The 24,768-nt window shown below is 73.4% G+C and carries 26 protein-coding genes; 12 read left to right on the top strand and 14 right to left on the bottom strand.

The window, feature by feature from the left end; genetic code table 11:
* Window positions 1-104: 104 nt before the first annotated feature.
* Window positions 105-1,100 carry an aldo/keto reductase gene (locus H9623_RS10530; protein ID WP_193720002.1) on the bottom strand — a complete coding sequence of 332 codons (996 nt, stop codon included), beginning with the start codon at window positions 1,098-1,100 and terminating at the stop codon, window positions 105-107.
* 146 nt (window positions 1,101-1,246) lie between these two features.
* Here H9623_RS10530 and H9623_RS10525 point away from each other — a divergent pair, with 146 nt between their 5' ends.
* Together H9623_RS10525 and H9623_RS10520 are read left to right on the top strand one after the other, a co-directional pair.
* A complete protein-coding gene (locus H9623_RS10525; RefSeq protein WP_193720001.1) occupies window positions 1,247-2,158 on the top strand; it encodes an aldose 1-epimerase family protein in 912 nt (303 codons plus the stop codon).
* Window positions 2,159-2,348: 190 nt separating this feature from the next.
* Complete coding sequence (locus tag H9623_RS10520; protein ID WP_321575389.1) at window positions 2,349-2,996, top strand: GDSL-type esterase/lipase family protein; 648 nt, start codon at window positions 2,349-2,351, stop codon at window positions 2,994-2,996.
* Between the two features lie 157 nt (window positions 2,997-3,153).
* Here the strand turns inward: H9623_RS10520 and H9623_RS10515 are convergent, their stop codons facing one another.
* Genes H9623_RS10515 through H9623_RS10505 form a run of 3 tightly spaced genes read right to left on the bottom strand, consistent with a single transcriptional unit; the run spans window position 3,154 to window position 5,617 of the window.
* Window positions 3,154-4,047, bottom strand: coding sequence for a DUF4097 family beta strand repeat-containing protein (locus H9623_RS10515; RefSeq protein WP_193720000.1), 894 nt, complete (start codon window positions 4,045-4,047; stop codon window positions 3,154-3,156).
* Window positions 4,044-4,646 carry a PadR family transcriptional regulator gene (locus H9623_RS10510; RefSeq protein ID WP_193719999.1) on the bottom strand — a complete coding sequence of 201 codons (603 nt, stop codon included), beginning with the start codon at window positions 4,644-4,646 and terminating at the stop codon, window positions 4,044-4,046. The genes H9623_RS10515 and H9623_RS10510 overlap by 4 nt, the downstream gene beginning before the upstream one ends.
* Window positions 4,646-5,617, bottom strand: a complete 972-nt coding sequence (locus H9623_RS10505; protein WP_193719998.1) for a DUF4097 family beta strand repeat-containing protein — start codon at window positions 5,615-5,617, stop codon at window positions 4,646-4,648. Before H9623_RS10505 ends, H9623_RS10510 begins: the two co-directional genes overlap by 1 nt.
* Before the next feature lie 148 nt (window positions 5,618-5,765).
* Between H9623_RS10505 and H9623_RS20190 the strand changes: the two genes are divergently transcribed.
* Window positions 5,766-5,840: a 50S ribosomal protein bL37 gene (locus tag H9623_RS20190; RefSeq protein WP_156968370.1), complete on the top strand. Its 75-nt coding sequence runs from the start codon at window positions 5,766-5,768 to the stop codon at window positions 5,838-5,840.
* Between the two features lie 185 nt (window positions 5,841-6,025).
* On the opposite strand, the gene rsrA is transcribed toward H9623_RS20190, so the two are convergent.
* Entirely contained in the window at window positions 6,026-6,349 is a 324-nt protein-coding gene (rsrA, locus tag H9623_RS10500) for a mycothiol system anti-sigma-R factor (RefSeq protein ID WP_193719997.1), read from the bottom strand.
* Window positions 6,346-7,017, bottom strand: coding sequence for a sigma-70 family RNA polymerase sigma factor (locus H9623_RS10495; protein WP_193719996.1), 672 nt, complete (start codon window positions 7,015-7,017; stop codon window positions 6,346-6,348). The genes rsrA and H9623_RS10495 overlap by 4 nt, the downstream gene beginning before the upstream one ends.
* 350 nt (window positions 7,018-7,367) lie before the next feature.
* Between H9623_RS10495 and H9623_RS10490 the strand changes: the two genes are divergently transcribed.
* The 5 genes from H9623_RS10490 to hisN all read left to right on the top strand — a co-directional run bounded on the left by H9623_RS10490 (window position 7,368) and on the right by hisN (window position 12,175).
* The gene (locus tag H9623_RS10490; protein WP_030149991.1) at window positions 7,368-7,913 is read left to right on the top strand and encodes a ferritin; all 546 of its coding nucleotides are present in this window, start codon (window positions 7,368-7,370) and stop codon (window positions 7,911-7,913) included.
* Between the two features lie 270 nt (window positions 7,914-8,183).
* Window positions 8,184-8,810 (top strand): DoxX family membrane protein, encoded by a 627-nt coding sequence (locus tag H9623_RS10485; RefSeq protein WP_193719995.1) that lies wholly within the window; start codon window positions 8,184-8,186, stop codon window positions 8,808-8,810.
* A 129-nt stretch (window positions 8,811-8,939) separates the two neighbouring features.
* Window positions 8,940-10,271 (top strand): 3-phosphoshikimate 1-carboxyvinyltransferase, encoded by a 1,332-nt coding sequence (gene aroA, locus H9623_RS10480; protein ID WP_193719994.1) that lies wholly within the window; start codon window positions 8,940-8,942, stop codon window positions 10,269-10,271.
* Window positions 10,271-11,392, top strand: coding sequence for a ribosome small subunit-dependent GTPase A (gene rsgA, locus H9623_RS10475; RefSeq protein ID WP_193719993.1), 1,122 nt, complete (start codon window positions 10,271-10,273; stop codon window positions 11,390-11,392). Before aroA ends, rsgA begins: the two co-directional genes overlap by 1 nt.
* A gap of 3 nt (window positions 11,393-11,395) precedes the next feature.
* Window positions 11,396-12,175, top strand: a complete 780-nt coding sequence (hisN, locus tag H9623_RS10470) for a histidinol-phosphatase (protein WP_193719992.1) — start codon at window positions 11,396-11,398, stop codon at window positions 12,173-12,175.
* Between the two features lie 106 nt (window positions 12,176-12,281).
* Here hisN and H9623_RS10465 read toward each other — a convergent pair whose 3' ends face one another.
* Genes H9623_RS10465 through H9623_RS10455 form a run of 3 tightly spaced genes read right to left on the bottom strand, consistent with a single transcriptional unit; the run spans window position 12,282 to window position 14,906 of the window.
* Window positions 12,282-12,806: a DUF6912 family protein gene (locus tag H9623_RS10465; protein WP_193719991.1), complete on the bottom strand. Its 525-nt coding sequence runs from the start codon at window positions 12,804-12,806 to the stop codon at window positions 12,282-12,284.
* 4 nt (window positions 12,807-12,810) lie between these two features.
* Complete coding sequence (locus tag H9623_RS10460; protein ID WP_193719990.1) at window positions 12,811-14,220, bottom strand: AAA family ATPase; 1,410 nt, start codon at window positions 14,218-14,220, stop codon at window positions 12,811-12,813.
* Entirely contained in the window at window positions 14,217-14,906 is a 690-nt protein-coding gene (locus tag H9623_RS10455) for a hypothetical protein (protein WP_193719989.1), read from the bottom strand. Before H9623_RS10455 ends, H9623_RS10460 begins: the two co-directional genes overlap by 4 nt.
* Before the next feature lie 168 nt (window positions 14,907-15,074).
* Here H9623_RS10455 and H9623_RS10450 point away from each other — a divergent pair, with 168 nt between their 5' ends.
* Window positions 15,075-15,290, top strand: coding sequence for a helix-turn-helix domain-containing protein (locus tag H9623_RS10450; protein ID WP_193719988.1), 216 nt, complete (start codon window positions 15,075-15,077; stop codon window positions 15,288-15,290).
* A gap of 106 nt (window positions 15,291-15,396) precedes the next feature.
* Here H9623_RS10450 and H9623_RS10445 read toward each other — a convergent pair whose 3' ends face one another.
* A complete protein-coding gene (locus H9623_RS10445) occupies window positions 15,397-15,918 on the bottom strand; it encodes a hypothetical protein (protein ID WP_193719987.1) in 522 nt (173 codons plus the stop codon).
* Window positions 15,919-16,171: 253 nt separating this feature from the next.
* Between H9623_RS10445 and H9623_RS10440 the strand changes: the two genes are divergently transcribed.
* Together H9623_RS10440 and H9623_RS10435 are read left to right on the top strand one after the other, a co-directional pair.
* Window positions 16,172-17,266 (top strand): LysM peptidoglycan-binding domain-containing protein, encoded by a 1,095-nt coding sequence (locus tag H9623_RS10440; RefSeq protein ID WP_193719986.1) that lies wholly within the window; start codon window positions 16,172-16,174, stop codon window positions 17,264-17,266.
* 107 nt (window positions 17,267-17,373) lie between these two features.
* Window positions 17,374-17,901: an Rv3235 family protein gene (locus H9623_RS10435; protein ID WP_193719985.1), complete on the top strand. Its 528-nt coding sequence runs from the start codon at window positions 17,374-17,376 to the stop codon at window positions 17,899-17,901.
* A gap of 30 nt (window positions 17,902-17,931) precedes the next feature.
* On the opposite strand, the gene secA is transcribed toward H9623_RS10435, so the two are convergent.
* A complete protein-coding gene (secA, locus tag H9623_RS10430; protein WP_193719984.1) occupies window positions 17,932-20,943 on the bottom strand; it encodes a preprotein translocase subunit SecA in 3,012 nt (1,003 codons plus the stop codon).
* A gap of 181 nt (window positions 20,944-21,124) precedes the next feature.
* The gene (locus tag H9623_RS10425; protein ID WP_193719983.1) at window positions 21,125-22,399 is read right to left on the bottom strand and encodes a winged helix-turn-helix domain-containing protein; all 1,275 of its coding nucleotides are present in this window, start codon (window positions 22,397-22,399) and stop codon (window positions 21,125-21,127) included.
* A 90-nt stretch (window positions 22,400-22,489) separates the two neighbouring features.
* Here H9623_RS10425 and H9623_RS10420 point away from each other — a divergent pair, with 90 nt between their 5' ends.
* Window positions 22,490-23,092 carry a hypothetical protein gene (locus H9623_RS10420; protein WP_193719982.1) on the top strand — a complete coding sequence of 201 codons (603 nt, stop codon included), beginning with the start codon at window positions 22,490-22,492 and terminating at the stop codon, window positions 23,090-23,092.
* On the opposite strand, the gene hpf is transcribed toward H9623_RS10420, so the two are convergent.
* Both hpf and H9623_RS10410 read right to left on the bottom strand, forming a co-directional pair.
* Window positions 23,026-23,673: a ribosome hibernation-promoting factor, HPF/YfiA family gene (gene hpf / locus H9623_RS10415; protein ID WP_193719981.1), complete on the bottom strand. Its 648-nt coding sequence runs from the start codon at window positions 23,671-23,673 to the stop codon at window positions 23,026-23,028. The two genes, H9623_RS10420 and hpf, sit on opposite strands and share 67 nt — an antisense overlap.
* A gap of 219 nt (window positions 23,674-23,892) precedes the next feature.
* Complete coding sequence (locus tag H9623_RS10410) at window positions 23,893-24,762, bottom strand: ComF family protein (RefSeq protein WP_321575388.1); 870 nt, start codon at window positions 24,760-24,762, stop codon at window positions 23,893-23,895.
* Window positions 24,763-24,768 lie beyond the last annotated feature (6 nt).

The raw sequence follows: 24,768 nt of genomic DNA, 5'->3' as shown, positions 1-24,768 counted from the left end.
CGCAGGGGAGGCGGCCTTCGTCGTCGGTCGCCCGGACCGGGCCCAGCCGGGCCGGGCCCAGCCGGGCCGGGCCCAGCCGGGCCGGGCCCAGCCCGGCCTCGGGCCTACCAGCGGCCGTGGACCTGCTCGCGCAGGTAGCGGTCGTAGATCTCGCGGACGCCCGACGCGAAGAGGGGCCCGAGCACCTCCGCGGACCCGGCCTCGGCGTTGGCCCGCGCCTGCTCGACGTTGCGGGCGCCGGGGATCACGGTCGAGACCCCGGGCTGCTGCCAGATCCACGCGATCGCGGCCTGCGCGGGCGTGACGTCCGGGCCGAGCACGTCGTGGACGAGCGCGGTGAACTCCCCCGCTGCGGTGAGCCCGGTCGAGAAGTCGACTCCGGAGAACGTCTCGCCGACGTCGAACGCGGACCCGTCGCGGTTGAAGGACCGGTGGTCGTTCTCGGCGAACGTCGTCTCGCGCGTGTACTTCCCGGACAGCAGGCCCGAGGCCAGGGGGACGCGGGCGATGATCCCCACGCCGGCCTCGGAGGCCGCGGGCAGCACCTCGTCGAGCGGCTTGAGGCGGAACGCGTTGAGGATGATCTGCACCGTCGCGACGCCCGGCCGTGCGATGGCCGCGAGCGCCTCGTCGACGGTCTCGACGCTCACGCCGTAGGCGGCGATCGCGCCCTCGGACACGAGGGTGTCGAGCGCGTCGTACACCTGGTCGTCCTTGACGACCGCGGACGGCGGGCAGTGGAGCTGGACGAGGTCGAGCCGGTCGGTGCGCAGGTTGCGGCGCGACCGGTCGGTCCACTCGCGGAAGTTCGCGAGCGTGTAGCTCTCGGGCTCCTGGGGGGCTCGGCGTCCCATCTTGGTCGCGACCGTGATCCCGGAGCCGGGGTTGTCGGCGAGGTAGGAGCCGATGATCTCCTCGCTGCGGCCGTCGCCGTAGACGTCGGCGGTGTCGAAGAACGTGACTCCGGCCTCGGCCGAGGCGTCGAGGACGGCGCGGGCGTCGGCCTCGCTGACCTCGCCCCAGTCCGCCCCGAGCTGCCACGTGCCGAGCCCGACGACCGAGACCAGCCTGCCGGTGCGTCCGAGCACTCGTCGTTCCATGTGTTTCTCCTCGTCCTGCGGGTGGTGCTCCCGTCCCCGGTGGCCGGGGGCGGTGCGTCGCTGCGTCGCGGGCCCGGGCGGGCGGCACGACCGGGTTCTACTGTCCCTGCTCGTGCGTCGTTCCGCACGCAGTAACGTGTGTGATCGTGAACATCACACCACCTTCCGGTATCCAGGTCCGCATCGAGCACGGTGAGCACCGTGCCACCGTCACCGAGGTCGGCGCGTCCGTCCGCGAGTACTCGGTCGGGGGGCGCGACGTCTTCACGCCCTTCGACGAGTCGGAGCTGTCCCCGGCCTCGCACGGAGCGGTGCTGCTCCCCTGGCCCAACCGTCTGCGCGACGGCCGCTACACGTTCGACGGTACCGAGTACCAGCTCCCGATCACCGAGGTCCCCCGGAACACCGCCCTGCACGGTCTCGCGTGCTGGGAGCGCTGGACCGTCGTCGAGCAGTCGGCGTCGGCCGTGACGCTCGAGCTGCACCTGGTCCCCGTCCCGGGCTACCCGTTCGACCTCGTGGCCCGCGTGTCGTACGCGCTGAGCGACGCGGGTCTGCGCGTGGTGACCCGCACGACCAACGTGGGCGGCGTCGACGCCCCCTACGGGGTCGGCTTCCACCCGTGGCTCTCCCCCGGTGGCGCGTCGCTCGACGAGTGCACCCTGCGGCTGGACGCCGGCACGCGCGTCACGACCGACGAGCGCCTGCTGCCCACGGGCACCGAGCCCGCTGCGGGCGACCACGACCTGCGCGAGCCCCGGCTGCTCGCGGGGATCGACCTCGACGACGCGTACGTGGACGTCCTGCGCGACGAGGACGGCCTGTCGTGGATGCGCCTGAGCGCCCCCGACGGTCGCACGGCCGCCGTGTGGATGGACTCGTCGATGGACACGTGGCAGGTCTGCACGGGCGACCACGTCACGCCCGCGTACCGGCGCACCGGCGTCGCGGCCGAGCCCATGACCTGCATCGCGGACGCGTTCCGGACGGGCGAGCGCCTCGTGCGCCTCGCGCCGGGGGCCTCGCACGAGGTCACGTGGGGCGCGAACCTCCTCTGACGCGGCGTGGCGCTCGCCACATCCTGTCCGTCCCGGCGTTCTTCCCCCTCCCCCCGGGGAGAGGGCGCGAGAGCCCGGGACGGGGCCCTGGGGCACGGCTGCGCACGGCGGGCACCGACGGGTGCTCCCGGGTCGGCGCGCGATCCGGATCCTGTCTGTCACGACGGACATCCCGCACGGGAGGCCCGTCGTGACAGACAATGGTGCGCGAGCGAACGAGGAGCACATCACCGTGGGAGAACCTGAAGTACGGATCTGCGTGGTCGGCGACGAGCTGAGCGCGGGTGTCGGCGACGCCAAGAGCCTCGGCTGGGCGGGCCGCGTGGTGGCACGCACCCGTTTTCCGGGGACGGCGATGGTCTTCCCCCTCGCGATCCCGGGCGAGACGACGACCGCGATGAGCCAGCGTTGGGAGGCCGAGACCGCCCGGCGCTTCGACCACGACCCCGAGGCCGACAACCGCCTCGTCCTCGCCCTGGGCCGCCACGACCTGGACGCCGGTCTCTCCGTGGCCCGGTCACGACTCAACCTGGCGAACGTCCTGGACGTGGCCGAGCACCGTCGGCTGCCCACGTTCGTCGTCGGTCCGCCCCCGGGCCGACCCGAGGACAACGACCGGCTGGGCGAGCTGTCGGCTGCCTTCGCGGACGTCGCCAACCGCCGCCGGGTCCCCTATGTGGACACGTTCACGCCCCTGGTGACGCACGAGCAGTGGCTCGCCGACCTCGCGACGAGCAGCGGCGGCTACCCCGGCCAGGCGGGCTACGGCCTCATGGCGTGGCTCGTGCTGCACACGGGGTGGCACGCGTGGCTCGGCCTGCCCGACGACGTCACGTAGGTCCGGCGTCCGGCCCGCCACGGGTGCGGCGCCGGCCGCCGGGACCGGGCGCCGACGCCTGCCGCCCCGGCGGGTCGCCTGCCTGACGACGACCGCCCCGGCCCCCCCCCCCGGGGGGGGGGCCACGGGCCGTTGCAGGTCGGACGTCCCGGCCGGGTCAGCCCCGAGAGACCGTCAGGTTCCCCGAGACCGTGCTGACGGACACGTAGGCGCCGCTCGTGCCCTCGGAGTGGTCCACCGACGTGGTGCGGGACTGCGAGCTGGGGACGGGGGCGCCGTCGAGCACGACCTTGCCCGTGACCGCGCGGGCCTTGAGGTTGACGCCCGCGCCCTCGCTCAGGCGCAACGTGACGTCCCCGGAGACGGTCTTGGCCGTCACGAGCGGCGTCGTCTCGCGCGCCTCGACGACCACGTCCCCCGTGACGGTGCTGATCGTGACCCGCCCGAGCCCGCCCTCGGCCTCGACGCGGCCGGAGGCCGTGCCGACCTTGACGTCCCCGTCGTGCGAGGTCACGGCGACGCGGCCCGCGACGGTCTTGACGGAGAGCGGACCCACGGTGTCGGTCACGGTGACCGCGCCGTCGGCCGTGGTCACGGACACGGGGGCACGGGTCCCGCTGACGGTCGCCGCGGCACGCGCGGTCGCGATCTTGACGGGCAGGTGGGCCGGGAGCACGACGCGCACGGTCGCGGTGTCCTTGTCCTTCAGGCCGCGGACGCGGTCCACGACGCCCTCGACACCGTCGAAGTCGTAGGCGATCTTGAGCTCGCCGGCGTGCGTCGTGACCCGCAGCGGCCGAGGGCTCACCTCGGTCACGTCGACGGTCGCGCCGGACTCGCGGCCCGGGTCGCTCACGACCTCGATCGCGCCGTTCGTGAGGCCCACGACGAGCGACGCCACGTCGGCGACCTCGATCTGCTGCGGTGCTGCGATGACCCAGGACTCGGTGCCCATGTCGTTCTCCTTCTCGCTGTGCGTGTCGTGCCGGTCGTCGTGCTGGATGTGGTCGTGCTGGTCGTGCGGTCCTGCGGTGTGCGGCGGGGACGTCACGGCAGCGTCCCCCGGACCGCCCGTCGTGCCGAGTCGAGCACGGTGCGCAGCGTCTCGAGCGTCAGCTCGCTGACCGCGCTGCTCGCGTCGGCCCGGCGGAGGTCGGCGCGCACGTCGTCGCGGAAGCGCTGCACCATGGCCTCCGCCTCGACACGGCGGGCGTAGGACTCGCCGCGGCGAGGGTCGGGGGTGGCCGCGGGCCGGGGTCGGACGCGGGCCTCCTGGGCTGCGGCCGCGAGCTCGGCGCGCAGCCCCTGCATGGAGCCCTCGATGTCGGCGCGCAGCGCCTGGGCGCGCGTGCGCACGGTCTGGGCGATCCCGTCCTCGAGGGCTGCGACGTCGGCGCGGCGCGCCGCGACCTCGGCGCGGCCCGCGGGCGTGAGCTCGTAGGTGGACTTGCGTCCGCTGTCGCTGCGCCGCACGAGCCCCTCGCCCTCGAGGCGGGCGAGGCGCGGGTAGATGGTGCCCGCGCTGGGTCGGTAGGTGCCGCCGAAGCGGTCGCTCAGCTCGGTCATGAGCTCGTACCCGTGCTTGGGTCCGGACTCGAGCAGGGCGAGGAGGTAGAGGCGGAGCTCACCGTGGGCGAAGACGGAGGCCATCAGCGGTCCGCCGGTCCGTCCGCGGGGCCCTCGCCCGTCCAGGTCGTGCGGCTGTCCGCGGAACCCCACGGGGCGGCCGGGTCGGCGCCGGTCGGGGCGTCGTAGGACCAGGCGTCCTGCGGCGTCACGGGGTGGGTGCCCCGGTGCGGCGCGGAGCCGCCCCAGGCGTCGGCGGGCTCGCCGCGCAGGACCGTGACGTTCCCGGACACGGAGTTGACCTGGAGCTTCTTGCCGGTCGTCCCGGCCGGGCCGGCCTGACGGTAGGCCCCGCCGGGCGTCCCGCGGTGCTCGACGCCGTCGACCACGAGGCGCCCGCTGACGCAGCGCAGGGTGTAGTCGAGCTCGTCGGGCTCGGGGACGCGGACCAGGACGTCGGCGGAGATGGCGTTGACGTTCATCGCGTCGGGCGTGGAGCTCGAGTCGAGCGTGACGTTGCCGGAGACGGTGTTGAGCTTGACGTCGCTCAGCGCACCGGACGCGGTGAGGTCGCCCGAGATCGAGTCCATGACGAGGGTACCCACGTGGTCGCGCACCGTGACCTCGCCCGTGACGGTGTCCACGCGCACCGCGCCGGCCGTCTGCGTCGTCATCACGGAGCCCCCGACCGTGGCGACCGAGACCTTGGCCTGGGTGCCGGCGACGAGCCCGTCGCCCTGCACGGTCGCGAGCTTGACCCGGACGTGGGCGGGCACGCCGACGTAGACGTCGGCCCGGTCCTTGCCCCGGTAGTTGCGGAACGAGTCGAGGAAGCCCTGCCACCCACCGGTGGGCGAGTACCCGACGGTGAGCCTGTCGCCGTCGAGGCGGACCTCGAGCGGGCGCCCCTCGAGCGAGTGGACCTCGACGCGGACGCCGGGCTCGTCGTGGACGACGACGTCGATGCGCCCGTTGAGCAGGTTCGCGTCGAGGCGGCCCACGGGCCCGACGTCGATGGTCTGCGGGCCGGTCACGGTCCAGTTCTCGGTCGCCATGTCGCTCCTCGCGCTCCGGCGGTGTCCCGCCCTGTTCCATGAACGCGATGTATCGCGTTTCTGTTCACACGATATATCGCGTCTTGGACCAGGACAAGCCCCAGATGTGGGAACATGGAGCAGACAGAATCCGGCGTGAGGAGCAATCATGAGCAAGCGCGGACGCAAGCGTCGCAGCCGCAAGGGCAGCGCAGCGAACCACGGCAAGCGCCCCAACGCCTGATCACGAGCCCGCCAGGGCCGCGATCACGCGCCCAGCGGGCGAGTGCGACGAAAGGGCCCGTCCTCACCTCGGTGAGGACGGGCCCTTTCGTGGTTCCGGCGACTGCTCCGACCCGGACGGGGGCGTCGGTCCAGCGTGCGGGCACGTGACCGCCCGACGGCGTCACGCACCCGGGCGCGAGGGCCTCAGACGCCCTCGACGACCGTCGTCGTACGCAGTACGGTGAACTGCGCCTGGATGCGCAGCCGGAGCTCGGCAGGAGCCTGCTCGTGGCACGAACGGCGCACGAGCTGCTTGACCAGCTCCTCGGCGCTCAGCTCGGCCAGGCACGGCGAGCAGTGGGCGACGTGCGCACGCATGCGCACCTCGTCGTCGGAGGTCATCTCCGAGTCGAGGTACTCGTACAGGTGCTTGAGCGCGTGCTCGCACTCGGTCTCGCCCTCGGTCGAGTGAGGGATCGGCACGATGACGTCGTCCTGCGCCTCCGTGCCCACGTTCTGCTGACTCACGACTCACCTCCGGGGGTCTTGGCCCCCACCAGTCCTCGGTCCTTCGCGTAATCGCTCAGGAGGTCACGCAGCTGGTGCCGACCACGGTGGAGCCGCGACATCACGGTCCCGATCGGCGTGCCCATGATCTCCGCGATCTCCTTGTACGGGAAGCCCTCGACGTCCGCGTAGTACACGGCCATCCGACGGTCCTCCGGCAGCTCCTGGAGAGCCTTCTTCACGTCGGAGTCCGGAAGCCGGTCCAACGCCTCGGCCTCGGCCGAGCGCAACCCCTGCGACGTGTGCGACGCCGCGCGGTGGATCTGCCAGTCCTCGACGTCCTCTGCCGCGGACTGCAGCGGCTCACGCTGCTTCTTGCGGTAGTTGTTGATGAACGTGTTGGTGAGGATCCGGTAGAGCCACGCCTTGAGGTTGGTGTCCGGGCGGTACTGGTGGAACGCGGCGAACGCCTTGGTGAAGGTCTCCTGGACCAGGTCCTCGGCGTCGGTGGGGTTGCGCGTCAGGCGCAGCGCCGCCGAGTAGAGCTGGTCGAGGTACACCAGCGCGTCCCGCTCGAAGCGCGCGGAGCGGGCCGCGTCGTCCTCCGTGGAGGGGGCCCGGTTCGTGTCCTCGGCGTCGTCGGCGCCCGAGAGGTCGCCTGCGCTGCTGCTGCTGATCTGGTCCGTCATCGACAACGAGCCTAGTCCTCCTGCCGGTCGGGCGTCCGCCGAGAGCGCAGACGGAGCGATCGCACCGAAGGGCACCGTCTCCAGGCTCGGTGCGACGGGGACGCTCACGTCCGCTTCTGCTTCCAGTACACATGTCACGATCAGCACAACCGCCGGGCGCGGTCCGACATTCCCGCAGCGGCCCGTCCCCGGACGCACGGCGCGCTCCGGGCGAGATCCTGCGGGTCGGTGCGCGCGTCGGGCGAGCCCGGCGCGGCGCGTGGAGGCGCGGGCGTCAGGTGAGCCTCGGCTCGGTGAGGCCAGGCAACCATGGGGTGTGCTCGGGCGCGTTCCTCGCTAGCGTGAGGCGCATGACGACCACGACTCCCGACTCCCGGTTCCGCACGCTCCTGCGCGAGCAGGTCGGCCACGAGCTCGACGCCCACCAGCAGTACATCGCGATCGCCGTGTGGTTCGACTCCCACGACCTGCCCCAGCTCGCCGCGCACTTCTACCGCCAGTCGGTCGAGGAGCGCAACCACGCCATGATGATCGTCCAGTACCACCTGGACCGGGACCTCGAGATCTCGATCCCCGGCACCGGTGCCGTCCGCAACGACTTCGACTCCGTCCTCGAGCCCCTCCAGCTCGCGCTCGACCAGGAGAAGCAGGTCACCGACCAGATCGAGGCCATCTTCCGCGCGGCCCGCGAGGAGGGCGACGCCCTGGGCGAGCAGTTCCTGCTGTGGTTCCTCAAGGAGCAGGTCGAGGAGGTCGCCTCGGCCACGACGCTGCTGACGGTCGCCCGGCGCGCCGGGGAGAACCTGTTCGACCTCGAGAACTACGTGGCACGGGAGACCATCGGGGACGGCGGCGAGTCCGCGGACGCCCCCGAGGCCGCCGGCGGCGCGCTCTGACCTGAGGCCCCCCGGCGGGGGCGGGGCCGGGCGGGTCCCGGCTGCGCCCCCGCCGCGCCTCTGCCCGCGCACGCCCGACGGCGCCGCTCGCCCCGTGCGCTCGACCGGCGGACGGTCCTGATCATCCGACACCGGCGCGCGTCACCCGTGCGGTGCACGCCCGGTGGCATGCTGAGCAGCGATGGGACAGGCTGGACGCACCCGGGGCCGCACCAGCGCCCTGGTGTCCGCCGCTCTCACCGGCAACCGCTCGACGAAGGAGACCCACCGATGCTGCTGCGTCACGTCGCGAGGCCCATGCTGGCCTCCTGGTTCATCTACGACGGCGTGCAGGCCGCCCTCAAGCCCGCGGAGCACGTCCGCGCGGCCCGTCGGGGCGTGAGCCTCGTCGGTCAGCAGTTCGGGGTCGAGGAGCCGCTCAGCGAGAAGCAGGTCGCGACCCTCGTCCGGGCCCACGGTGCCGCGACGGCCGTGGCCGGTCTGTTCCTCGCGGTCGGCAAGGCCCCCCGCACCGCGGCGCTCACGCTCGCGGCCCTGAGCGTGCCCCTCGCGATCGTCAACCAGCCCTTCACCCCGAGCGACGTCCCGCGCGACGAGCGCACCCGCAAGTTCGTGGGGAACCTGGGCGCGATCGGTGCAGCCCTCATCGCCGGGGCCGACTACGAGGGACGGCCGGGCGTCCGCTGGCGTGTCGACCGCGCCCGGAAGGACCTCGACCTGGCCAAGAACGCCAAGCACCAGGTCGACGCGGCCAAGCACCGCGTCGGGTCCGTGGCCCACAAGGCCACGGACTCGGTCGCGGAGACCTCGCGCCGCGCGACCCGCAAGGCCCGGCGCGCCGCTTCCTCGGCCGCGAGCGCTGCGGCCGACACGGTCAAGGGTGCCGTCCCCCGCTGACCCCGCACGAGCCCGGCGCTCCGTGCCGCCCGCCCACGGGGGTGCGCGGCGCCGTCGGGCCGTGGACGGGGCCGGCCGAGGACCGGACCGGAGCCCCCTCCCCCGGCCCCGTGCCATAGCCTGGGGCATGTGACCAGCGACCTCTCCGCCGCCCGCTCCCACGAGACCGCCCCCGACCACGCCGCGTGGCCCGCCCCCACCCGGACCGGCGCACCGCTCGACGCGACCGTCGCCGTCCCGGGCTCCAAGTCGCTCACCAACCGTCTCCTCGTGCTCGCGGCCCTGGCGGACGGCCCGGGCGTCCTGCGCGGTGCGCTGCGCAGCCGCGACACCGACCTCATGGCCGCGGCGCTGCGCGACCTGGGCGTGGGCGTCACCGAGGGTGACGTCCCGAGCGAGCTGCACGTGACGCCCGGGCCGCTGCGCGGCCCCGCCGACATCGACTGCGGCCTCGCCGGGACGGTCATGCGCTTCGTGCCCGCGGTCGCAGCCCTCGCGGACGGCACCGTGCGGTTCGACGGCGACGAGGGCGCGCGCGTGCGTCCCATGGGTCCCGTGCTCGACGCCCTGCGCTCCCTGGGCGTGCCCGTCGAGGGCCAGGACACGCTGCCGTTCACCATCACGGGCCACGGCGCGGTGCGCGGCGGGCAGGTCGACGTCGACGCGTCGGGGTCGAGCCAGTTCGTCTCGGGTCTGCTGCTCGCGGCCGCACGCTTCGACGAGGGCGTCACGCTGCGCCACACGGGCCCCACGCTGCCGAGCGTGCCCCACATCGACATGACGGTCGAGGTGCTGCGCGAGGTGGGCGTCCAGGTCGACGACTCGGTGCCCCTGACGTGGACCGTCTCCCCCGGCCCCGTCGCTGCGCGCGACGTCTACGTCGAGCCCGACCTCTCGAACGCCGGGCCGTTCCTCGCAGCGGCTCTCGTGGTCGGCGGCACGGTGCGCGTCCCGGGCTGGCCCGCCGTCACGACCCAGCCGGGCGCCATGATGGCTGAGCTCCTCATCGCGATGGGCGGGACGGCCGAGCTCGTCGACGGCGTCATGACGGTCACCGGGACGGGCGAGATCCGCGGCATCGACGTCGACCTCCACGAGGCGGGCGAGCTCACCCCGACCATCGCTGCCCTCGCCGCGCTCGCCGACTCCCCCAGCCGTCTGCGCGGCGTCGCGCACCTGCGCGGGCACGAGACCGACCGCCTGGCCGCGCTCGCCACCGAGATCACGCGCCTCGGCGGGCAGGCCGAGGAGACCGAGGACGGCCTCGTCATCACCCCGCGCCCCCTGCACGGCGCGACGTTCCGCACGTACCACGACCACCGCATGGCGACCTCGGGCGCGCTCATCGGGCTGCGGGTGCCCGGCGTGCTCGTGGAGGACGTCGAGACCACGGCCAAGACCCTGCCCGGCTTCACGGCCATGTGGGACCGCATGCTGAGCGCCACGGGATCGGCGAGCTGATGGCCGGACGCGTCCGCGACGAGTCCGACTTCCGCGACCGGCCGAGCAAGAAGAACTCGCGCCCGCGGACCAAGCAGCGTCCCGAGCACGAGGACGCCGAGACCGGGCTCGTCACGGGCGTCGACCGCGGGCGCTACACGCTCCTGCTCGACGAGGACCAGCCGACCGAGCGCACCATCCTCGCGATGAAGGCGCGCGAGCTGACCCGCAACCGCGTGGTGTGCGGCGACCGGGTGGACATCGTGGGCGACACGTCGGGAGAGGACGGGACGCTCGCGCGCATCGTCCGCATCCAGGAGCGGACCTCGGTCCTGCGCCGCACGGCCGACGACACCGACCCGTACGAGCGCATCATCGTCGCGAACGCCGACCAGCTCGTGATCGTCACGGCCCTGGCCCAGCCCGAGCCCCGCACGCGCATGATCGACCGCTGCGTCGTGGCCGCGTACGACGCGGGCATGGACGTCCTGCTGTGCCTCACCAAGGCGGACCTCGCCGACGCGACGCACCTGCGAGAGCTCTACGAGCCCATCGGGGTCAAGGTCGTGGTGACGCGCCGGGTCCACGACGTCACCGGGGCCGCGGCCGGGCAGGCCGGGCACGGCGACGAGCCCGGTCACAACTCCTCCGACACCTCCGAGGACTCGTGGCGCATCGAACCGCTCGACGCCGTGCGCGCCGAGCTCGAGGGCCGCACGTCGGTCCTCGTGGGGCACTCGGGCGTCGGGAAGTCGACGCTCGTCAACGCCCTGGTCCCCGACGCGTACCGGGCCACGGGCGTCGTCAACGACGTGACGGGCCGCGGCCGGCACACGTCGACGTCGGCGGTCGCGCTGCGCCTGCCCGACGCCGACGGCAACCCCGCCGGGTGGGTCATCGACACGCCGGGCGTCCGCTCGTTCGGGCTCGCGCACGTCGACGTCGAGAACCTCCTCAAGGCGTTCGACGACCTCGACGTGGTCGCCGAGGACTGCCCGCGGGGCTGCACGCACCTCGACGGCGCACCCGACTGCGCGCTCGACGACTGGCTGGAATCGTCCCCGGAGGAGGAGAAGGCGGCGCGCACGGCGCGTGTCGAGTCGTTCCGGCGCCTGCTGGCGGCACGCACCGGTACGGTGTGAGCCATGCCGACCTACGACGACGACCTGCGCCTGGCTCACGTGATCGCCGACCAGGTCGACTCGCACACCATGTCCCGTTTCAAGGCCCTCGACCTGACCGTGGAGTCCAAGCCGGACAACACCCCGGTCAGCGACGCCGACCGCACCGCCGAGGAGATCATCCGCAGCCACCTCTCGCGGGCCCGCGGGCGTGACGCGATCGTCGGCGAGGAGTTCGGCGAGTCGGGCCACGGCGCGCGGCGCTGGATCATCGACCCCATCGACGGCACCAAGAACTTCGTGCGGGGGGTCCCCGTGTGGGCCACCCTCATCGCGCTGGCCGACGGCGACGAGGTCGTCGTCGGGCTCGTGTCGGCCCCCGCGCTGGGCCGCCGCTGGTGGGCCGCCAAGGGGACGGGCGCATGGAGCGGACGCTCGCTCGCGGCCGCGAACCGGCTGCACGTCTCGAAGGTCGCCAAGGTCGAGGACGCGTCGCTGTCGTACTCGTCGCTGTCGGGGTGGGAGGAGCGCGGGCAGCTCGACGCGTTCCTCGACCTGACCCGTGAGACCTGGCGCACGCGGGCCTACGGCGACTTCTGGTCCTACATGCTCGTGGCCGAGGGCGCAGTGGACGCTGCCGCGGAGCCCGAGCTCGAGCTCTACGACATGGCGGCCCTGGTCCCCATCGTCACCGAGGCCGGCGGGACGTTCACGTCCCTCGACGGCTCGCCGGGACCGTGGGGCGGCAACGCGGTGGCCACGAACGGCCTGCTGCACGACGAGATCCTGGGCCGCCTGAGCTGACCCCACCCGCCGGGGCGAGGCTCGGCGGCCGAGAACGGGCCTGAGGTCGTCATCCGGCGGACGGCGACCTCAGGCCCGTTCTCGGGCGCCCGCTACCTCGTGACGGTCACTTCGCTCGGGGGACGCTCTTGAGTTCCGACCAGTCGTACCAGAGCAGGTCGCGCTCGCTCACGCGGTCGAGCGCGGCGTCGAGGTCCTCGTCGCGGTCCTCGTCGGCGGCCGCGAAGACCTCGGCGATGTCCGTCGCGGCCTCGGGCTCGTCGACGTGGACGCACACGATGCGCACCTCGGGGATGGGCGCCGTGACGTCGACCGCGCTGGGCGCGAGGTCGTCGGGCGACTCGCCGTCGCCGGGCTGGGTCAGGGCGACCATCTCGTCGGGCACCTCGACCGTGACGACGAGGCGCTGACGGGGGGCACCCGCCCGGCCTGCGAGCAGCGCGAGCGAGTCGTCGGCGGCCTCGAGCGCTGCGGCGAACTCCAGCCCCTCCTCGTCCTCGTCGGGCAGCTCGCGGGAGAGGGCGGACGTGACGGCGTGGGCCGCTCGCGGAGCGAGGGACCAGACGGCCTCGTCGCCGGTCACGGTGACGGCGTCGAGCTCGTCGACGGTGGCGGGAACGTAGATGCGCATGGGATCAGTGTGCCGGTTCCGGGACGCGTTCGCGTGGTCCGCCCGGCGCGACCGTGCCCGCGGGGTCCCCGACCGCCGCCCGGACCCGGTCGGCGAGGTCGACGAGGGCACGCCGGACCGGGCTCTCCGGCGCGTGCTCGGCGAGCGTCCTGCCGGCGAGGAGGGCCCCGTCGAGGGTTGCCCGGTCCTCCGGGAGGACGTGGACGTCGGTGACCCCGCCGTACCGTCCCAGCGCGTCGCGGACCGCGGCCTCGGGACGCGGCCCGGCTGCGGACGACCGGACGCGGTTGGCGACCACGAGACGCGACGCGCCGGTCGTCGCACCCGCATCGGCGAGGTCTCCCAGACCACGGACGAGACGCTGGATACCCACCGGGTCCGCCCCGCCCACGACCAGCACGACGTCGGCCGCGGCGAGTGCGCTGAGCGTCGCCCCGTTGCGCTGGGGAGCACGCGTGTCGTACGACAGCAGCTCGTCCTGCTCGAGCCCGAACCCGCAGTCGATCACGGTCCAGTCCGCGAGCGCACGGCCGACCTCCCAGACGGCGTCGAGGGACGTCGCCGGGAGCTCGGGCCACCGGGCAGCCCGGGAGATGCCGGTCAGCACACGAAGCCGTGGCGCGACGACCGGGGCGAGACGCGCCAGGCCGGCGAGGTCGAGAGCGCCCTGGCCGGCGCTCCGGGTGGCCGCGGCGAGGCCGGGCGACTCGTCGAGCAGACCGAGGTGCTGCGCCACCGAGCCCGCGTACGTGTCGGCGTCCACCAGGAGGACCTCGTCGGTGCTCGCGCTGCTCCTGCCCGACGGCGAGGACCGTCCGTGTCGACGACGGCGCGCGCCGCGACGTCCGCGACCGTCGCCTACCCCTGCCAGCTCGGCCGCGAGGTTCACGGCGAGGGTCGTCCGTCCGGGGGCGCCCGTCGGCCCCCAGACCGCGAGCACCTTCCCCGACCGCGGTGCGCTCCCCTGCTGGTCGGCGTCGCTCGCCCTGCCGGTGCCGTCCCCCGGCGGAGGCTCGTCGGCCCCCGCGCCCCGTCCACGACCGTGCGCCTCGTCGCGCACGGTCGCGACCAGGACCGTGGTCGGGGTGTCCTCGTCGAGGACGACGTCCACGCCGATCGCGCGGAGCCTGTCGCCGAGCCAGGCCTGCCCCTCGGCGAGCGCGACGACCCGCACCCCGCACCCGTGCAGGTGCGCGACCGACTCCCGGTCGATCCCGGGCAGGTCGCCGGAGATGACCGCGGCCGTCCCGGCGCCCGCACCCGCCGCTGCCAGGAGCTCCGTGAGATCGGCGCAGCGGCGTGCCACCGCGACCCCTGAACCCGGCATGGTCAGGGCCGTGACGACGGCCGTCTCACCGCTGCCCCGCACCGCGCACAGGACGGACGCGAGGGGAGTCGTCGAGTCGGCCGTCATGCGGCTCCCCCGGCGACGGGCACGACCGCGATCTCGCCGTCGGCGGCCAGGGCGGCGAGGACGCCCGGGAGCACGTCCGTGGGCACGAGGACGTGGAGCGTGGTCCCCCCGCCCGAGACCAACGGACCGTCGGCGGCGGAGACCTGGGCGACCACGACCTGCGTCGCGAGCTCGCGCGGGTCGGCCGACGCGCCGCCCTTCGCGTCCTTGCCCGTCCGCACCACCGTTCCTCCGTCGCTCGTCGGCACGAACCAGACGTCGACGAGCGCACCGTCCGTGACCCGGTCCGACAACCCTCCGGCCACCTGGATCGCCACGGCGCGGGTGTCGAGCTCGGCGGCGGTGCCGACCGCGCTGCGGGCCACCAGCTCACCGTCCCCCACCACGCGGAGCGCGACCAGGCCGTCGGGCAGGGGCCGGCTCGCGAGGAAGTACTTCCCGCCGCCGGAGCCGAGCCGCACCTCGACCGTCCTGAGGCTGCTCGCGTCGACCGTCTCCCCCGGGGTCAGCGGGCCGGACGCGGCGTAGACGGCGACCGTCCGGCCGGCCGACGACACCGCCCAGGACCCCAGCGCGACCGAGGCCGCGACGAGCACGAGCCCGAGGATCAGGCGCGGGTCGCGCCACCCCGGTCGTCGCAGGCGCGCCACAGTCGGGGTCGGTAGCCGGTCGGTCGTGCTCGTCATGAGTGTCCGTTTCGTCGTGGGAGGAGGGCGGGCGGGCGCGAGGTTCGCCGGTGCGCCGACGGGCGGTTCCGGAGGCCATCATGCCGACCCGGAGCACCACGCGTGGGCCGTGGGCCCGGCGCCTGTGGACAAGCAGGTCGGTGTGCGGCTCCGTGAAAGACTGGGGCCATGGCACAGCGCTTCCTGACCCTCGCGGACGTCACCGAGGAGCTCAACATCTCCGCGGCGCAGGCATACGCACTCGTACGCAGCGGCGACCTGCCGGCGATACAGGTGGGCGGCAGAGGCCAGTGGCGGGTCGAGGCGCGAGAGCTCGAGGAGTACATCCAGCGCATGTACGAGCAGACGCGGACCCGCATCGACGCAGGAGACTTCGAGTCCTGAGCAGGACGCACGGTCCGCACGCGGGCGCGTCCGGCCCCGGGCGCGCGTGACCTCGCGACGTTCCCTGATTCCCCCCGCACCCGTTCGCCCCCTCCGCGCCCTCGGCCTAGGTCTCGCTCACGCACACCAGGGCGGAGAAGGGGACCACCTGGCTCGCACGCGCCCCTCCCGCGACGAGCTCGACGTCCACGTGGTCCTTGCCGACGCGGCCGACACGCCCGACGGCCTGCCCCGCGAGGGTGTGCACCTGGACGACGACCCGGTCTCGCATGAGAGCCCTCAGGAGGGTGGGCAGCCCTCGTCCTGCCCGGGTCCCGGCGGGCGCCGGGACCGCGTGCTGCGAGAGCCCGTCGAGCGTGGTGATCGCCTGGAGCGGCACCGCGTGCTGACGCACCCCCTCCCCCACGAGGAGCCAGTCGACGCCGACGTCCCGGACGCTCCCCGTCAGGCGTGAGCCGTCGACGAGCCCGAGGCCGACCTGCCGCCCGAGGCTCGCTCGCAGCCGGTCCGTGAGGTGGACGGTGGCCTGCTCGGCGCGCGTGAGGTCTGCGAGCGCGTGGGCGTCCGCCGGGAGGTCCGCGGCATCGAGCTGCGCCACGAGGTCGGCGAACAGCAGGTCCCAGCGCACGCCCACACGGTAGCGGCTCGCCCGGGGGTTTCGTCCAGAGGTGTCCGCACCGCGAGCCACCTCTGGACAACACCAGAAGGATCTAGTTTGATGTAGAACCATCAAACTGCATCAAACGCGATGATCGTTCCGAGGACGGAGCAGACGTCGTCGACCATCTTCAGGGGGAAGCATGGCGCAGCACCCACGGTCCGCCCCGTCCCGACCACCCCGGGACCGACGGCGCCTGCCCCGGCTGGCCGCGCTCCTGGGGATGGCAGCAGCCACCGGCGGCATCGCCGCCGTCCTCACGCTGCGCACCCTGGACCTCCTCGCCGATCTCCCGAGCCCACGGTTCGAGACCTACCTGGAGGTGCCGCTCGTCGGGGCAGGGGCGCTCCTCGCGACCTGGGTGGCGGTCACCTCGATGCTCGCCGCGTCGTGCGTGCTCGCCCGCGCCGCAGGACGCCGGTGGTCGGCCGGCGAGCAGCTCGTCCTGCGGCACGCCCCGTCGGTCGTACGACGCCTGGCCAGCGCAGGCGTCGCGGTCTCGATCGGGACCGGGCTGGCTCTCGGAGGGGGGAGTGCGCACGCGGCAGAGGTCGAGCCGCCCGCCGACTCCGCACGCGTGGGCCCGGCCGTCGTCGACCTCGGCTGGCAGACCACCGCGCAGGGCCCGTCCGACCGGACCAGCGTCGAACCTCCCGGCCCCGGCCCGTCGGACGTCGCCCCCGGCCTGGCAGCCCCCGAGAGCCCCGCGGCCCCGCCTGCGGTCCAGGACACCGGGCATCCCTCCCCGCCGCAGGTGCCGACGCCGACGCCGGCGCCGGCGCCGGTACCGGCGCCGCAGGGAGCGACGCCGAGCACAGACGAGGCGCGCGTCGGCCACTCCGGGCAGCGCACCGCGCAGACCGAGCAGGCCGACCGCGCCGCGTCGACCGAGCCCGAGGCGGGCGCGCAGGCCGACCGCGCCGGGAACCCGGCCCCGCCGGCCGTCGAGACTCCCGCGACGAGCCAGCCCCGTGCGGGGGCGAGCCCGGAGTCGGTGCACGTCCCGCTGGACGGGCTCCTGGGAGCAGAGCAGCGCACGCTGCCTCCTCAGCCCGCGGCGCCTCGGCCCGGCCCGGGACCCGCGCCCACCCTCGGGGCGTCCGTGGCCACGGAGAGCGCAGCGTCGACCGTCTCGGTCGTGGTCCTGCGCGGGGACTCCCTCTGGTCGCTCGCCGCGCGGTCCCTCGGGCAGGGGGCGACCGACGCGCAGATCGCCGTCGAGTGGCAGCGCTGGTTCGCGGCGAACGCGGAGGTCATCGGGCAGGACCCGGACCTCATCAGGCCGGGTCAGGTCCTGGTCGCTCCTCGCACCGTCTGACCACCTCAGCACCGGCCTGCGGCACCTTCCGCCGCACCAAGAACGCCGTACACCGTCCGACCGGTCGTCCCGCGACGCACCGGCCCTCGCCGAACCCAGGAGACGTCATGTCGACCACCACCGTCCGCCACCACGCCCGACCGATCCGTTCCGGCGCCGCTCCACTCCTCGCGACCCCGGCCACGCTCCCGCCTGCCGTGCCGCGTGCTCCGCGTGTCCTGACGTTCGGTCGCGCACCGCAGTTCCCCGTCACGGAGGACCTCGCCGACGACGGCCGGCCGGTGTCGGCAGCCGAGGACCTGCCGCTGCCGGACCCGACGTCGATCTGCTGCTCGGTCGTCCGGGCGGCGGTCGAGGTCCTGCGGGGAGAACGGCCGGTGGGGCAGCTCCAGCGGTGGCTGGCCCCGGACGTTTTCGACGCTCTGGGGCGACGCGCGCTGCTCATGCAGGGGACGACGGCGCCGACCGGCGCCGCGCGTCCCGTCGCGGTCCGCCGGGCCCGCCTCGTGCGCCTCGGGGACACCACGGCTGAGGCCACGGTCGTCCTGGAGGACATGGACAGAGTGCGAGCGGCGGCCCTCCGACTCGAGGCCCGACGCGGCGTGTGGCGCGTCGTGGTCCTCGAGATCGGCTGACCGCCGCTCGCGGGTGCCCCCCGGGGATGGTTACTGCTCTTCGTTCAGCCCGTGGCAGAGCTTGTACTTCTTGCCCGAGCCGCAGGGGCACTTGGCGTTGCGGGGCGTGCCGGGGAACGTGCGCCCGTCGCCCTCGACCGCGGTCGCCTCGCCGTGCAGGGCGCGGCGGGCGCGGCGCGAACCGTCACCCGAGACCACGGCCTGGCCCGAGCCGTCGTCGCTCGGCGCCGTGTACTGCAGCGGCACCTGCTCGCCGGGGCCGTCGAGGCCCTTGGCGATGAGCGTCGGCTCGGCCCTCGGGGCAGGAGCGACCGGTGCGTCCACGAGCTCGTCCTCGACGGGCTCGTCCTGGACGGCGTCGGTCTGCGCCTGCGCGGCGGCCTGGACCTCGGCAGCGGCCTTGGCGTCCGCCGCGGCCTTGGCCGCAGCACCCGCGGCGGCAGCGGCCCCCGCAGCACCCGCCGTGCCGCCGAACGCCTGACCGGCCACCGACTGCGCGGCAGCGGCTGCGGACACCGGGTTGACCGGCGACTCCCCGGGCTCGGCGACCTTGACCTCGAGGTTGAACAGGAAGCCGACCGACTCCTCCTTGATGGCCTCGGTCATGGCCTGGAAGAGCTGGAAGCCCTCGCGCTGGTACTCGACCAGGGGGTCGCGCTGCGCCATGGCGCGCAGTCCGATGCCCTCCTTGAGGTAGTCCATCTCGTAGAGGTGCTCACGCCACTTGCGGTCCAGCACCGAGAGCACCACGCGGCGCTCGAGCTGGCGCATGTTCGAGCTGCCCAGGGACGTCTCGCGCTCCTGGTAGGCCACGCGGGCGTCGGACAGGATCTCCTCGAGGATCAGCTCACGCGTCAGTCGCGTCGCTCCCCCGGCCTGCTCGAGGACCTCGTCCACCTCGATCGAGACCGGGTAGACCGCGCGCAGCGCCGTCCACAGTCCCTCGAGGTCCCAGTGCTCCGGGTTGCCCTCGGACGTGGCGCCGTCGACGTACGCCGTGATGACGTCCGTGATGAAGTGCTGGACCTGCTCCTGCATGTCCTCGCCCTGCAGCACGCGGCGACGCTCGTCGTAGATGACGGTGCGCTGACGCGAGAGGACGTCGTCGTACTTGAGGACGTTCTTGCGGATCTCGAAGTTGCGGGCCTCGACCTGGCCCTGCGCGCTCGCGATGCCGCGCGTGACGATCTTGGACTCGAGCGGCACGTCGTCGGGGAAGCCCGCGCGGTTCATCATGCTCTCGGCGAGCGTCGAGTTGAACAGGCGCATCAGGTCGTCCTGCATCGACAGGTAGAACCGGGACTCGCCCGGGTCGCCCTGACGACCGGACCGGCCACGGAGCTGGTTGTCGATGCGTCGCGACTCGTGCCGCTCGGTGCCCAGCACGTACAGCCCGCCGAGCTCGGTGACCTCGTCGTGCTCGGCCGCGACGGCGGCCTTGGCACGCTCGACGGCCTCGGGCCACGCGGCCTCGTACTCGTCGGGGTTCTCCGTGGCGTCCAGGCCGCGCGCGGCGAGGTCGGCGACGGCCATGAACTCGGCGTTGCCACCGAGCATGATGTCGGTGCCACGGCCGGCCATGTTGGTCGCGACCGTCACGGCGCCCTTGCGGCCCGCCTGGGCGACGATCGCGGCCTCGCGCTCGTGCTGCTTGGCGTTGAGGACCTCGTGCGGGACGCCCTGCTTCTTGAGCTTGGCGGACAGGAGCTCGGACTTCTCGACGCTCGTGGTGCCGACCAGGACCGGCTGCCCCTCGGCGTGGCGCTCGACGATGTCCGCGACGACGGCGTCGAACTTGCCCTCCTCGTTCTTGTAGACGAGGTCGGGCTGGTCCACGCGCTGCATCTTGCGGTTCGTGGGGATGGGGACGACGCCCAGCTTGTACGTGCCCTGGAACTCGGCGGCCTCGGTGTCGGCCGTACCGGTCATCCCGGAGATCTTGTCGTACAGACGGAAGTAGTTCTGGAGCGTGATCGTGGCGAGCGTCTGGTTCTCGGCCTTGATCTGCACGCCCTCCTTGGCCTCGATGGCCTGGTGCATGCCCTCGTTGTAGCGACGGCCCGCGAGGATACGGCCCGTGTGCTCGTCGACGATCATGACCTCGCCGTTGAGCACGACGTAGTCCTTGTCGCGCTTGAAGAGCTCCTTGGCCTTGATCGCGTTGTTGAGGAACCCGATGAGCGGCGTGTTGAGCGACTCGTACAGGTTGTCGATGCCGAGGTAGTCCTCGACCTTCGCGATACCGGGCTCGAGCACGCCGATGGTGCGCTTCTTCTCGTCGACCTCGTAGTCGGTGTCCTTCGAGAGGCGACGGACCACCTTGGCGAACTCGCCGTACCAGCGGTTGGCGTCCCCCGAGGCGGGGCCGGAGATGATGAGCGGCGTCCGCGCCTCGTCGATGAGGATCGAGTCGACCTCGTCGACGATCGCGAAGTTGTGACCGCGCTGGACCAGGTCGTCGGTGCTCCACGCCATGTTGTCGCGGAGGTAGTCGAACCCGAACTCGTTGTTGGTCCCGTAGGTGATGTCCGCGGCGTACTGCTCGCGGCGCACCGCGGGGGTCTGCCCCGAGATGATGCAGCCCGTCGTGAGGCCGAGGGCGCGGAAGACGCGGCCCATCAGGTCGCTCTGGTACTTCGCGAGGTAGTCGTTGACGGTGACGACGTGGACGCCCTTGCCGGTCAGCGCGTTGAGGTACGCCGGGAAGGTGCCGACGAGAGTCTTGCCCTCACCGGTCTTCATCTCGGCGATGTTGCCCATGTGCAGGGCCGCGCCACCCATGAGCTGCACGTCGTAGGCGCGCTGCCCCAGGGTGCGACGGGCCGCCTCGCGGACTGCGGCGAAGGCTTCCGGGAGGAGCTCGTCGAGCGTGGCGCCGTTGGCGAGCCGTTCCTTGAAACGGTCGGTCTCCTCGCGCAGCTCCTCGTCGGTGAGGTCCTCGAAGCTGGGCTCCAGCTTGTTGACCTGGTCAGCCAGGCCGGACAACTTCTTCAGGATCCGGCCCTCGCCGAAACGCAGGACCTTCTCGAGGATCGCAGGCACGCAGTACTCCCGTATCGATCGCGCCCCCGGGCCGGACGGTCCGGGGCGAATGCGCAGCGACCACCGTTCGGCAGTCGGCTGGATCACACCACAGACCATCGTAGGCGAGTCCAGCAGGTGGAAGGGCTTCTGTCCGGTAGCGGTGGTTTCGCTCTGCGGCGAAACCCGACCGGCGGGGCGACTACCCGACCGCCGGGACGTCCACGCGTCCGACCTCGGCCGCGAGCGCCGGCGCGAGGTCCCCCGCGGGCCCGACGACGACGTCCGCCATCCCGAGCCACGTCGCCATGAGGCGGAGCTCGGCCGCGAGCGCCGCCGCGGTGTCGGCGTCGGCGTGCTCCTCGCGGTGCGCCGACAGGACGCGCAGCAGCCCGGCGCGACGGTCCGCCTTGAGGTCCACCTTCGCGGTGATGCGGTCCCCCTGGAGGAACGGCAGGACGTAGTACCCGTGGACGCGCTGGGCGGCGGGCACGTAGATCTCGATGCGGTAGTGCGTCCCGAAGAGCCGTTCGAGGCGCGTGCGCTCGAACACGAGGGGGTCGAACGGGCTGAGCAGCGCGCGTCCCCGGGCATGACGCGGTAGCGCGGCGTCCCGGTGCAGGTAGGTGGTCTCGCCCCACCCGCGGACCTCGACCGGGCGCAGCACCCCGTCCTCGACCAGCTCGGCCAGCGCGCGGCGCGGGGCGGGCCCCTTGAGGCGGAAGTAGTCCTGGAAGCAGCGCAGGGTCCCGATCCCGTGCGCCCGCGCCCCGATCTCGAGCAGCCGGCGGACGGCGTCCGCGTCGCTCACGGCCGGGGCGGCGAGGACCGCGGGCGGCAGGACGCGCTCGGTCAGGTCGTAGCAGCGCTCGAACGCGGCGTTGCGTCGCGCGGCCGTGATCTCGCCCGTGAAGAAGAGGAGCTCGAGGGCGCGCTTGGCGAGGGACCAGTTCCAGCCCCACTCGGTGGTGCTGCGCGACTCCCCCATGCCCTGGTCCCCGAGGATCGCGTGGACCTCGCTGGCCGTGACGGGGCCACGCTCGGCCACGATCTCCCGCACGCGGGTCACCACGGCCGAGTGCGAGGCCTCGACCCCGCTGATCGCACCCCACGCTTCCGTGCGGTACGCGCGCTGGCGCCACTCGAGGAGCCGGTACGTCTCGGGTGGGACGTAGGACGCGACGTGCGCCCAGTACTCGACCAGGCGGCGGGGAGAGCGGCCTGCGGCGCGGTCGAGCAGCGACACGTCGTACGGGCCGAGCCGTGAGTACAGCGGGACGAGGTGCGCCCGCGCCAGGACGTTGACCGAGTCGATCTGGAGCAGCCCCAGCCGGTCCACGGTGCGCTGCACGTGCCGCAGCGTGACCTGCCGGGGCGAGGCGCCGGCGTCGGGCCGTGGGGTGTGCAGGCCCTGCGCGGCGAGGGCGACACGACGGGCCTGGGCGAGCGACATCGACTCGGTCTTCACGGGACCCATCCTGCACCGTGCCTCCGACACGCGCGGCGATGGGGCAAAATGGGATGAAATACCCGATCCCTCGAGCCTCTGGAGCCTCCTGTGCCCGCCGTGTCCAAGATTCGCGATGAAGCCGAAGCCGTCCGATGGATCGAGGAAGGGCGCACGTACGCGTGGATCGTCGAGGAGTACCTCAGGAAGTACGACGTGGAGACCACCCTGTCCATGTGGTCGAACTTCCGTCGGCGACGGGGGCTCTCCCGTCGCATCGTCCGTGACGACCAGCTCATCCCCTGGTCCGTCGACGTGGCGCACCGCTGGGCCTACCCCCTCATGATGCTCCGCTTCGAGGCCCGGCGCCGCGCCGGGGCCCCGCTCGGCCCGGAGGACGCCCGGCGCCTCGACTCCTGGCGCCGGGACCTGACCTCGCGCGACGCGGTCGTGCTCTACGACGCGCAGACGCCGGACGGCTTCCACCTCGTGCCGCGGGAGGCAGGCGACGACGACATCATCCGTCGCCCCACGGCGGGCCTCTCCAAGCGGCGCCGGGCGGACTGTGAGGCCCCCGGCGCAGGCTCCGGACGCGCCGACGGGGTGGCGCCGCCTGGTCGGCGACGCCACCCCGTCGGGTCAGTTGTCTGCGGCGATCAGCTCGCCTCGGCGGCGGCCTTCATGCCGCCCGCGCACGACGTGTCGAGCGCGATGACACCGTAGCTCCAGCCGCGGCGCCGGTAGGCGACCGAGGGGCGCGCCGTCTCCACGTCGACGAAGAGGTAGAAGTCGTGGCCCACCATCTCCATCTCGTAGAGGGCGTCGTCGATCGTCATGGGCTCTGCGGAGTGGAGCTTCTGACGGATCACGACGGGCGAGTCGCCGAGCTGGGTCTCGACCGCGTCGCCCGGTGCGGCCGGGTGCTCCGGCGCAGGCTCGGTGTGCTTGTCCTCCGGGATGAACGGCCGGACGTCGACGGGCGGCTGCGGGTTGTTGTTGCGGTGGTTCTTGCGACGGTCGCTGACGCGCCGCAACCTCTCCTGAAGCTTGTTCATGGCCAGGTCGAGTGCCCCGAACCGGTCGTCGGCTGCCGCTTCGGCGCGGACGACGGGTCCCTTGGCGCGGACGGTCAGCTCGACCCTCTCACGCACCTCGGACAGTCGTGGGTTGTTCTCGTGGGTGACCTCGACGTCGATCCGCTGGGCGGTCGGTGCGAGCTGCTCGAACTTCGCGAGCTTTTCTTCCACGTGTCGGCGGAAGCGGTCAGCCACTTCCGTGTGCCTGCCGACGACAACGATCTCCATGTGAGCCTCCGCAAAGGGTCTCGGACGCTCCCGGTTCTCCAGAGCGTCCCGTGTGGTCCTGGGTCTGGTTCCCCCGAGGGGGATCCGGAGTACCTATCACCTCCTTGCCCGAGGACCTAGCCTCGGGTCGATCGCTCTGCGGCCGCACGGGTCCCCTACCAACCGTTCCCCGTGACGACTGGTCCCCAGGTTAACCCTGCGGGGAGGTAAAGGCAGCATCTATGACAGATGAACTTGGCGCGCCGCGGCGTGTCGTCGCGGAGGGGGTGTCGCGGCGAGCACGAACGCCCCCAGGACCCGCGCGCCGGCCTCCTCCAGGACCCGTCGGCACGACGCCAGGGTCGCCCCGGTCGTCAGGACGTCGTCGACCAGGAGGCACGGGACGCCGGGCCCGGGGCGGCGTGTCCGGCCCCGGCCCGGGGCCCCGGACCGGACGCTGCGGGCGAGGCGGACGGCCCCGAGACGGGCTCCCCGACGCCTCGACCCGAGCCCTACCTGGTCCCGTCCGCGCTGCGCCAGGACGGGTGCGGGGACGGCGTCGACCCCGCCGTCGACGAGGCCGCGTGCGACCGCCCGCGCGAGGCCGCGGACCGGCTCGCGCCCCCGGGCGCGCCGCGCCGCGGACGACGACGGCGCGGGCACCACGAGCACCCGCGCGCGCCCACCCGTCGCGCCACGCACCGGCCCGACGGCGGCACGCACCCAGGGCGCGAGGTCGCGGCCCGCGCGGTACGCGGCTCCCTCGAGGTCGGTCGCGAGATCGAGGCGCCCCTTGTCCTTCCACGCCACGACCAGACCACGCAGCGGCCCGGCGTACGGGGCCGACGCCCACACGGGCAGCGACGGGCTCCCGTCCATCCGGTCGAGCCGCGGCGCGTCGGCCTCGGAACGGGTCGGAGCCCCCGTCAGGGTGCGGGCGCACGCGGAGCACAGCGACACGTCGGCCATTCCGCAGCCGGGACACTCGACCGGCACGAGCAGGCGGGCCAGCGCGCGCGACCACGCGACGGCGGGCGCGCGGGTCGCGGGCCGGAGCCGGGCGTGCGGGAGAGGGAGTGGTTGCGGGCGGGCGGGCGGGCGGGTCGGCACGCACCG

The sequence above is a fragment of the Oerskovia douganii genome (genome assembly GCF_015142735.1).
Classification (GTDB): Bacteria; Actinomycetota; Actinomycetes; order Actinomycetales; family Cellulomonadaceae; genus Oerskovia; species Oerskovia douganii.
The sequence above is the reverse complement of the archived record's forward strand: the minus strand, read 5'-3'. Positions and strand labels throughout refer to the sequence as shown.